At 71.7% G+C, this 8994-nt stretch carries 8 protein-coding genes; 6 read left to right on the forward strand and 2 right to left on the reverse strand.

Going from position 1 to position 8994, the window contains the following annotated elements; translation table 11 throughout:
• The first annotated feature begins 31 nt into the window (after nt 1–31).
• The 5 genes from Q0D57_RS10935 (at nt 32) to Q0D57_RS10955 (ending at nt 5057) form a co-directional block, all read left to right on the forward strand.
• Complete coding sequence (locus tag Q0D57_RS10935; RefSeq protein WP_291043125.1) at nt 32–1234, forward strand: acyl-CoA dehydrogenase family protein; 1203 nt, start codon at nt 32–34, stop codon at nt 1232–1234.
• 5 nt (nt 1235–1239) lie between these two features.
• On the forward strand, nt 1240–1932 hold the full coding sequence (locus tag Q0D57_RS10940) for a helix-turn-helix domain-containing protein (protein ID WP_291043137.1): 693 nt from the start codon (nt 1240–1242) through the stop codon (nt 1930–1932).
• A gap of 3 nt (nt 1933–1935) precedes the next feature.
• Nucleotides 1936–2862 (forward strand): alpha/beta hydrolase, encoded by a 927-nt coding sequence (locus tag Q0D57_RS10945; RefSeq protein WP_291043140.1) that lies wholly within the window; start codon nt 1936–1938, stop codon nt 2860–2862.
• Nucleotides 2863–3016: 154 nt separating this feature from the next.
• Nucleotides 3017–4447 carry an MFS transporter gene (locus Q0D57_RS10950; protein WP_291043143.1) on the forward strand — a complete coding sequence of 477 codons (1431 nt, stop codon included), beginning with the start codon at nt 3017–3019 and terminating at the stop codon, nt 4445–4447.
• Nucleotides 4448–4469: 22 nt separating this feature from the next.
• A complete protein-coding gene (locus Q0D57_RS10955) occupies nt 4470–5057 on the forward strand; it encodes a histidine phosphatase family protein (protein ID WP_291043150.1) in 588 nt (195 codons plus the stop codon).
• Nucleotides 5058–5102: 45 nt separating this feature from the next.
• Here Q0D57_RS10955 and Q0D57_RS10960 read toward each other — a convergent pair whose 3' ends face one another.
• Together Q0D57_RS10960 and Q0D57_RS10965 are read right to left on the reverse strand one after the other, a co-directional pair.
• Nucleotides 5103–6143, reverse strand: a complete 1041-nt coding sequence (locus Q0D57_RS10960) for a hemolysin family protein (RefSeq protein WP_291043153.1) — start codon at nt 6141–6143, stop codon at nt 5103–5105.
• The gene (locus tag Q0D57_RS10965) at nt 6140–7561 is read right to left on the reverse strand and encodes a hemolysin family protein (RefSeq protein WP_291043162.1); all 1422 of its coding nucleotides are present in this window, start codon (nt 7559–7561) and stop codon (nt 6140–6142) included. The genes Q0D57_RS10960 and Q0D57_RS10965 overlap by 4 nt, the downstream gene beginning before the upstream one ends.
• Nucleotides 7562–7764: 203 nt before the next feature.
• On the opposite strand from Q0D57_RS10965, the gene Q0D57_RS10970 reads away from it, so the two are divergent.
• Nucleotides 7765–8994, forward strand: a 1230-nt coding sequence (locus tag Q0D57_RS10970; RefSeq protein WP_291043167.1) for a carboxylesterase family protein, incomplete at its 3' end; no start/stop codon positions are given.

An 8994-nucleotide genomic window follows, 5' to 3' on the forward strand; every position in this document is an offset into this window, starting at 1 on the left:
CCGCCCGCCCACGCAGAGAATGAGGTTCCCGATGACCGGCCGCTCCCTCGAACCCGAGATCTCCGCCCTCGTCCAGCGCGTCGCCGCCACGGTGCCGACGCTGCTCGCGAACGGCGCGGAGGGCGAGGTCGACCGGCGCATCCCGGAGCCCTCCCTGCGGGCACTCATCGACAGCGGGGCCTTCCGCACCTCGGTGCCGACCCGGTTCGGCGGCTTCGCGGGCAGCTCCCGCGCCGGCATCGCCGTGGCGCGGGAGATCGGCCGGGGCGACGGCGGAGCGGCGTGGGTGTTCGGCATCTACGACTCCGGAGCCTGGGTGACCGCACTGCTCCCCCTGCGCGCGCAGGAGGAGGTCTGGGGCGAGAGCCCCGACACGCTCGTCTCGATCGTGCTCGCCACCACCTCGAAGGCCGTCAAGGTGGAGGGCGGCTACCGGGTGACGGGCAAGTGGAACTACGGCACCGGATCGCAGCACGCCTCCTGGTCGCTGCTCGGAGTGCCCCTCGAGGACGAGCAGGGGAACGTGATCGACGGCGGCCTCGCCCTCATCCCCGCCGCCGACCTCTCGACCGAGCAGACCTGGTTCGTGGCGGGCATGAAGTCGACCGGGAGCGACACCCAGGTGGCCGACGACGTGTTCGTGCCGGACTACCGCATCCTCCCCCTCTCCCCCGCGCTGGAGGGCGAGTACCCGGGTCGCGGCGTGAACCCCGAGCTGTCGTACCGCACCCCTTTCGTGCCCTCGCTCGTGCTGAAGCTCGTGGGGCCGCACCTCGGCATGGGCCGCACGGTGCTCGACCTCGTGATCGCGAAGGCCTCCACCAAGTCGATCGCCTACACGAGCTACGACCGGCAGGCCGACTCCGTCTCGTTCCAGCTCGCCATCGCTCGCGCCGCCCTGCTGCTCGAGACGGCCGAGCTCTTCCTCGGCAGCCTGGCCGATCAGCTGCAGGCCGAGGCCGAGGCCGGCGTCTACCGCCCCTACGCCGAGCGCATCCATGTGCGCGCGGGCGTGGGGTGGGCCGTGGAGTCGGTCACGCAGGAGATCGACACCCTGCTGAGCGCGCACGGTTCCGGGGCCTTCGCCGACGTCAACGCCATCCAGCGCTTCTGGCGCGACCAGGCCACCGCCGCCCGGCACGCGCATTCCCTGCCCTCGATGGGCTACGAGGTCTACGGCAAGGTGCTGCTGGGCCTCGTCGACGAGGCGAGAGCCGTTCTCCCGGCAGTATGAGTGATGTGACCTCCCTCTCCGCCATCGGCGCCCGCCTCAAGTCCGCCCGGGAAGCCCAGAACCTGACGCTCAAGTCCCTCGCCGATGCGATGGGGGTGACGCCGAGCCTGCTCTCGCAGATCGAGAACGACAAGGTCCAGCCCTCGCTCAACACGCTCTACCAGCTGGCGCTGCAGCTCGAGCTCTCGGTCGACGAGCTGCTCGGCATCGAGAGCGGCCGCGACACCCGCCGCCGCACGGGACCCGTACAGCGATCCGAGGACAACCCGGTGGTGGAGCTCGAGTCCGGCGTGCGCCTGGAGCTGCTCGCGGGCGGCGCGACGGGTGTCGTGGAGCCGCTCATGGTGACCTACCAGCCGCATTCCTCCACCACCGCCGGCGCGCTCTGGAGCCGCCACGCGGGCTACGACTTCGGCGTCCTCCTCGAGGGCGAGCTCACTCTGCGACTCGGCTTCGAGGAGCACGTCATCCGTGCCGGCGACTCGGTGCACTTCGACACCACCAGGCCGCACGTGTACCTCAACGATGCCGCCGAGCCCGCCCGGGGCGTCTGGTTCACGCTGCGCACCGCGCCCGAGCAGGGCGCCGCCGCCGGTGACACCGACCCCCGCGAACGACGCGACCGCATCACCCGGGCGAAGCCCGGTTCTCTCAGCGACGTGCTCAACGCGCTGCACAACCACGACGATTGGGGCTAGACCTTGACCCTCCACCCGCACGCCCGCGCCTTCCTCGACATCGTGAAGGATGCGCCGCCGCTCGACACCCAGACCACCGAGCAGAACCGCGCCGACCTCGAGAACGCGATCCCTCTCACCGGCGAGGGCGCCCCGGTGGCCGTGGTCGAGGACCGGCGCATCGCGGGTGTCCGCGTGCGGGTCTACAGCCCCCGCCCGCTCGAGGAGGCGCTGCCCGTGGTGGTGTACTTCCACGGCGGCGGCTGGGTGCTCGGCGACCTCGAGATCGCCGACACCACGGCCCGGGCGATCGCGGTCGCCTCGGGCGCCACCGTCGTGAGCGTCGACTACCGCAAGGGGCCAGAGGATCCCTTCCCCGCCGCGGTCGACGACGCCCTCGCCGTCACCACCGCCGTGCTCACGGGCGAGGCGGGCTTCCCCGCGGATGCGCGCCGGGTGGCGGTGGCGGGCGACAGCGCGGGCGGCAACCTCGCGGCCGTGACGGCCCAGCAGCTCGCGAGCACGCATCCGGGACTCGTGCACCAGGCACTCATCTACCCCGCCGTCGACGCTCGGATGCCCGACGAGGGCAGCTACCGCACCTACGCGGAGGGCCACTTCCTCACCGCTCGCGACATGGCCTACTTCTTCGACACCTACGCGCCCGGCGTTGACCGCTCCGACGTGCGGCTCTCGCCGGCGGCGGCCTCCCCCGCCGACCTCGCAGGCCTGCCCTCCGCCACCGTCATCACGGCCGAGTGCGATCCGCTGCACGACGAGGGGGTCGCCTACGCGAACGCGCTCGCGGCCGCGGGAGTGCCGGTGGTGTCGGTGACCTTCGACGGCCTCGTGCATCCGTTCGTCTACATGGCCGGGCTGATCGGGCCGGCGCACACGGCACGGCGCCTGATCGGCACCGAGATCCGGGCCGCGTTCGACGCCGTCGAGTGAGAACACCGTCGCGCTGGAGTGGGAGCACCCTCGCCGAGCAGGTAGACTCGATGATCTGACCAGCCCCCGGCTGGTGTGGTCGACGCCTTCTGAACGCGTCGGTCCGAGGCTGGAAACCTCCGGCAGCCGCATCGACGCCCGGAGGATCCTCCACATGAATACGACCACGCCCAATCGCTGGCTCACGCTCTGCGTGCTCGCCCTCACCCAGCTCGTGGTGGTGCTCGACGGCACCATCGTCAACATCGCCCTCCCCCAGGCCCAGCTGGAGCTCGGTCTCACCGACGGCCAGCGGCAGTGGGTGGTCACCGCCTACGCGCTCGCGTTCGGCGCCCTGCTGCTGCTCGGCGGCCGCGTGGCCGACTACTGGGGCCGCAAGCGCACCTACCTCGTGGGCATGGTCGGTTTCGGCCTGGCGTCGGCCTGGGGCGGCATGGCCTCCTCGGGCCTCGAGCTCATCATCGCCCGAGGCCTGCAGGGCGCCTTCGCCGCGCTGCTCGCGCCGGCGGCCCTCGCCCTGCTCACCGTGACCTTCACGCACGGCCGCGACCGCAACACCGCGTTCGCCGTCTTCGGCACCATCGCGGGCGCGGGCGCCGCCGTGGGCCTCGTGCTCGGCGGCGTGCTCACCGAGTTCGCCGACTGGCGCTGGTGCCTGCTCGTGAACGTCTTCTTCGTGATCGTGGGTCTCGTCGGCGGCATCCTGTTCGTGCGCGAGTCCAAGGCCGAGGGCGACAACAGGTACGACCTGCTGGGGGCCGCCACGGTGACCCTCGGCTTCGGATCGCTCGTCTACGGCTTCAGCCTCGCCGAGCACGGCTGGGGCTCGCCCGACACCATCGGCTTCCTCGCGCTCGGCGTGGGGCTGCTCACGCTGTTCGTCTACATCGAGACGAAGGTCGCCCAGCCCCTGCTGCCGCTCCGGATCGTGCTCGACCGCGTGCGCGGCGCCGCCTTCGGCATCCAGGCCATCGCCGGCATCGTCATGATCGGCGCCACGCTCTACCTCGCCTTCCACCTGCAGATCGTGCTCGGCCTGCCGCCGCTCGAGGCCGGGCTCGCCAACCTGCCGCTCACCATCGCGATCATGATCGTGGCGCCCGTGGCCACGAAGCTCCTGCCCGTGATCGGCCCGCGCCCGCTCATGATCACGGGGCCGATCGTGGTGGCGGCGGGGCTCGTCTACCTCAGCCGCATCACGGCCGACGGCGACTACTTCGTGCAGGTGCTGCCCGGGCTCCTCATCATGGGCGTCGGCATGGCGTGCGTCTTCGTGCCGCTGCAGAACCTCGCGCTCACGGGAGTCGCGCCGCACGACGCCGGCGCCGCATCGGCCTTCACGAACTCGGCCATGCAGATCGGCGGCTCGATCGGCCTGTCGGTCTTCACTGCGGTCTACACGGGGGTCGTGGCGGGCGCCGGAACCGGCGCTCCGACGCCCGAGGCGATGACGAGCGGCTACTCCGCCGTCTTCCTCGGCGGTGCGCTCGTGATGGTGCTCGGCTCCGTGATCGCGGCCGCCCTCATCCGCGGTCCCAAGTCGGCCCTCATGCCCCAGGGCGAGCCCGCGCTGCACCTCGGCTGAGCCTGACTGGCAGACTGGACGGGTGACCTCGACGCCCCTCCGCCTTCACCTCGTCCGCCACGGCCAGACCCTGCTGAACTCACGGGACAGGGTGCAGGGCTGGGACGACTCGGCCCTCACCGAGGCCGGGATCGAGGGGGTGCGGGCGACCGCCGAGAGGCTCCGTGACGTCGAGTTCCAGGCGGCGTACGTCTCGCCCTCCGGTCGCACGGTCGCCACGGCCGAGCAGATCCTCGAGCACCACCCTCTGGTGCGCATGACCCTCGACGAGCGGCTCAAGGAGCTGCACTTCGGCGAGTTCGAGTCGCGGCCGAACGCCGACCTGCTCGCGGTGGGCGACGTGCGCGAGATCTTCACGGGCATCGTCGGCGGCACGTTCGCGGGCTTCACGGGCGGCGAGCACGCCCGCGACTACGTCGAGCGCATCGAGGCCGCCTTCGACGACATCGTGGCCGCCCATCCCGAGGGCGACGTGCTCGTGGTGAGCCACGGGGTGACGCTGTTCACCTACCTCACGCGTGCCGCCGCCTACGGCGGGGCCCCGCTCGAGAACGCGAGTGTCACGGTTCTCGAGCGGGGCCCCGACGGCTGGGTGCAGTTCGCCGAGTAGGCGCCCGGGTCGGCGGCCGGATCAGCGGCCCTGGTCAGGCGCGGGTCAGGCGCTCGTGGCGTCCTGCACCTCGCCCACGAGCTCCTCGATGATGTCCTCGAGGAAGAGCACGCCCGTGACCTCCCCCTCCGGGGTGAGCGAGCGCGCCACGTGGTCGCCGCGGCGCCGCATGAGCGCCAGGGCGTCCTCGAGGTCGGCGTCGTGCGGCACCGAGCCGAGGCGCCGGATGCGCTTCGCGGGCACGGCCTCGTCGAAGGCGCCGTCGGCCGTGAGGTCCATGACGTCCTTCAGGTGCAGGTATCCCGTGGGCTCGCCGTCGCCGTTCGTGAGGATGTAGCGCGAGAACCCGTGCTCGGCGACCGCGCGCTGGATGTCGCGCGGCGTCGAATCCGGGGCCAGCAGCACCATCTCGGCCACCGGCACCTCCACGTCGCGCACCTTCTTCGAGGTGAACTCGAACGCCGCACTGAGCGTGCCCGAGGTGTCGGTGAGCATGCCCTCGCGCGTGGACTGCTGCACGATCGAGGCCACCTCCTCGAGCGTGTACGTGCTCGTGGCCTCGTCCTTGGGCGTCACGCCGAAGGCACGCAGGATGAGGTTCGCGAGGCCGTTGAGCGACCAGATCACCGGGCGCACGATCTTCGAGACGAGCACGAGCGGCGGTGCGAGCAGCAGCGCCGCTCGATCCGGCACCGAGAAGCTGAGGTTCTTCGGCACCATCTCGCCGAACACCACGTGCAGGAAGGTCACGAGCACGAGCGCGATCACGAACGCGACGCCGCCGATCAGCTCGGGGCTGAGCGGCGTGAGCGCGAGCGGGTACTCGAGCAGGTGGTCGATGGCGGGCTCGGAGACGTTGAGGATGACGAGCGAGCACACGGTGATGCCGAGCTGGCTCGTGGCCAGCATGAGGGTGGCGTGCTCCATGGCCCAGAGCGTGGTCTTGGCGGCCTTGCTGCCGGCCTCGGCGCGCGGCTCGATCTGCGAGCGGCGGGCCGAGATCACGGCGAACTCGGCGCCCACGAAGAAGGCGTTGACCACCAGCAGGATCACGAGCCAGACGATGCCGGGAACGATGTCGCTCATGCGTCCTCCTGCTTCCTGGTGCTCGATCCGGTGGCGGTGACGGTGGCCGTGGATCCGGTGCTGGCGGATCCGGTGCTGGTGGATGCGGTGCTGGTGTCGGCGGTCAGGCGCTCGGCGACGATGCCGTCGTCGTCGGGCAGGTAGCGGAGCCGCTCGAGGCGCACCCCGTCGACCCGCTCCACCCGGAGCATCCCGCCGTCGATCGCGACCTCGTCCCCGATCTCGGGCAGGCGGTCGAGCTCGTCGATGACGTAGCCGGCCACGGTCTCGTAGTCGCCGTCCTCCGGCACGGTCACGCCCGTGCGCTCGAGCAGCTCGTCGGGGCGGAGGCTCGCGTCGAATGTGATCGAGCGGCCGGTGCGCACGATGTCGGCGTGCAGGCGGTCGTGCTCGTCCTCCAGCTCGCCCACGAGCTCCTCCACGAGGTCTTCGAGGGTCACGATGCCGGCGGTGCCGCCGTGCTCGTCGGTGGCGATGGCGATCTGGTAGCCGCCCTGGCGCAGCAGCGGCAGCAGCGTGTCGATGCCCATCGACTCCGGCACCCACACCGGCTCCACCATGAACTGCGCGACGGCCGTGCTCTCGCGCTCGTCGAGGTCGACCGCGAAGGCCTGCTTCACGTGCACGACACCCACGATCTCGTCGACGCTCTCGCCGATCACCGGGAAGCGGGAGTAGCCCGTCTGCTGGGCCCGCGCAATTACGTCGCCGGCGGTCTCGTGGGGCTTCAGGCTCGACATGCGCACGCGCGGCGTCATCACGTCGGCCGCCGAGCGCTCCGAGAACCTCAGGGTGCGGCCGAGCAGGGTGGCGTGGTCGGAGTCGAGCATGCCCTCGAGGGCCGAGCGGCGCACGAGCGAGCTGAGCTCCTCGGCCGAGCGGGCGCCCGAGAGCTCCTCCTTGGGCTCGATGCCCATGGCCCGGATGAGGGCGTTGGCGGTGTTGTTGAACAGCAGGATGACAGGCTTGAAGATCGTGGTGAACAGGGTCTGGAAGGGCACGACGATCTTGGCCGTGGCCAGCGGAAGCGCGAGCGCGAAGTTCTTGGGCACGAGCTCGCCGATGACCATCGAGAACAGGGTCGCGAGCAGGATGCCGATGACGGCTCCGACACCGGGCACGACGGCTGCGGGCACGCCGAGGCCGGCGAGCGGGCCGGCGAGCAGCGAGCTGATCGCGGGCTCGAAGGTGTAGCCGGTGAGAAGGGTCGTCAGCGTGATGCCGAGCTGGGCGCCCGACAGGTGCGTCGACGTGATCTTCAGCGCCCTGATGGTGGGGCCGAGCCGCTTCTCGCCGCGCTCCTGGCGCTGCTCGAGCTCGTGCCGGTCGAGGTTGACGAGCGAGAACTCGCTGGCCACGAAGAGCCCGGTGCCGATGGTGAGCACGAGGCCCACTCCGAGCATGATCAGCTCATACATGGGGCAGCCCCCTGAGAGAGATCACGTGATGCGACTGCGTCAGCTGCCGGCCGTGGTCGATGTCTGCAAGGGGCGTGGGCCTGTGATGGGGAGGGTCGTCCATGGTTCGGGACAGCCTAGGGCATCCGTCTGTGAGCGATCCCTGTGAGCTGCCCCTGTGAGCGGCCCCCGTGAACGGCGCGGTCGTGCGGGAGGATGGTCGGATGACCGGCACCGTCTCCCGTCCCCCGCGGTTCGCTCCCGCCACCTTCACTCCCCCGTGCGGGCCGGTGCGCGGGCGGGCGGATGGCGAGGTCGTGCGGGTGTCCGGCATCCGCTACGCCGTCGCGGAGCGCTTCGCGGCGCCCGTCGCCCTGCCCGACCGGCCCGCAGGATCCGCGCCGCTCGAGGCCGTGCAGCCGGCGCCCGCGTGCCCGCAGGGGCCCGTTCCGTTCCTCGACGAGGTGCTGGGCACGCGATCCGGAGAGCTCGCCGCCGACGAGGACTGCCTGCGGCTCTCGCTCACGCTGCCCGCCGACATCGGGGTCGACGAGGGGCTGCCCGTGATGGTGTGGATCCACGGCGGCTCGTACGTCTCGGGCGCCGGGGACCTCGCGATCATGGACCCGAAGGCGCTCGTGGCGGAGCAGCGGGTGATCGTCGTGTCGGTGACCTATCGGCTCGGGCTCCTCGGATATCTCGGGCTGCCGGCTGCAGCAGGATCGGCGGGCCTCGCGCCGTCCGGCCCTGCGCCGGCGCGGCCGGCGAACCTGGGGCTGCTCGATCAGCTCGCGGCGCTGAGGTGGGTGCAGCGGAACATCGCCGCGTTCGGCGGCGACCCCTCGAACGTGACCGCCTTCGGGCAGTCGGCGGGCGGCGACGCCGTGGCGCACCTCATGGCGACGGCGGAGGCACCCGCGCTCTTCCGCCGTGCCATCATCCAGAGCGCGCCGCTCGGCATCTCGCGCGGGCGCGACCGCATGACGGCCGCCCTGGCCGAGGCGGCGCGCTCCGCCGGCGCGGACCAGTGGGCCGCGATGAGCGCCGAGGAGATCGTGGCGCGCGAGCCGTCGGTCGCCGCGGCCGGGCGGCCGTTCGGGCTGCGTGGAGGCATGCCGTTCGGCACCCAGTACGGGCACGATCCGCTGCCCGCCGAGGGCGCGGTCGAGGCCGCCTGGGATCGGGTGGCGCCCTCGATCGACGTCATGATCGGGCACAGCGCCGAGGAGGCGCGGCTGTTCGTGGCGCGCGTGCCCGCCATCTCGCGGCTGGCGGCGCTGCCCGTGGTGGGCACGGGCATCCGGCGGCTGCTCGTGGCCGTGGCCACCCGGGCCGTCTACTCGCAGGCGGCGGCACGGTTCGCCAAGCGGCACGTGCGGGCCGGGGGTTCGGCGCGGCACTACGTGATCGACTGGGCGGCCCCCGGCAACCCCTACGGCTCGGCGCACACGATC

The sequence above is a fragment of the Herbiconiux sp. genome, from assembly GCF_023264895.1.
Taxonomy (GTDB): Bacteria; Actinomycetota; Actinomycetes; order Actinomycetales; family Microbacteriaceae; genus Herbiconiux.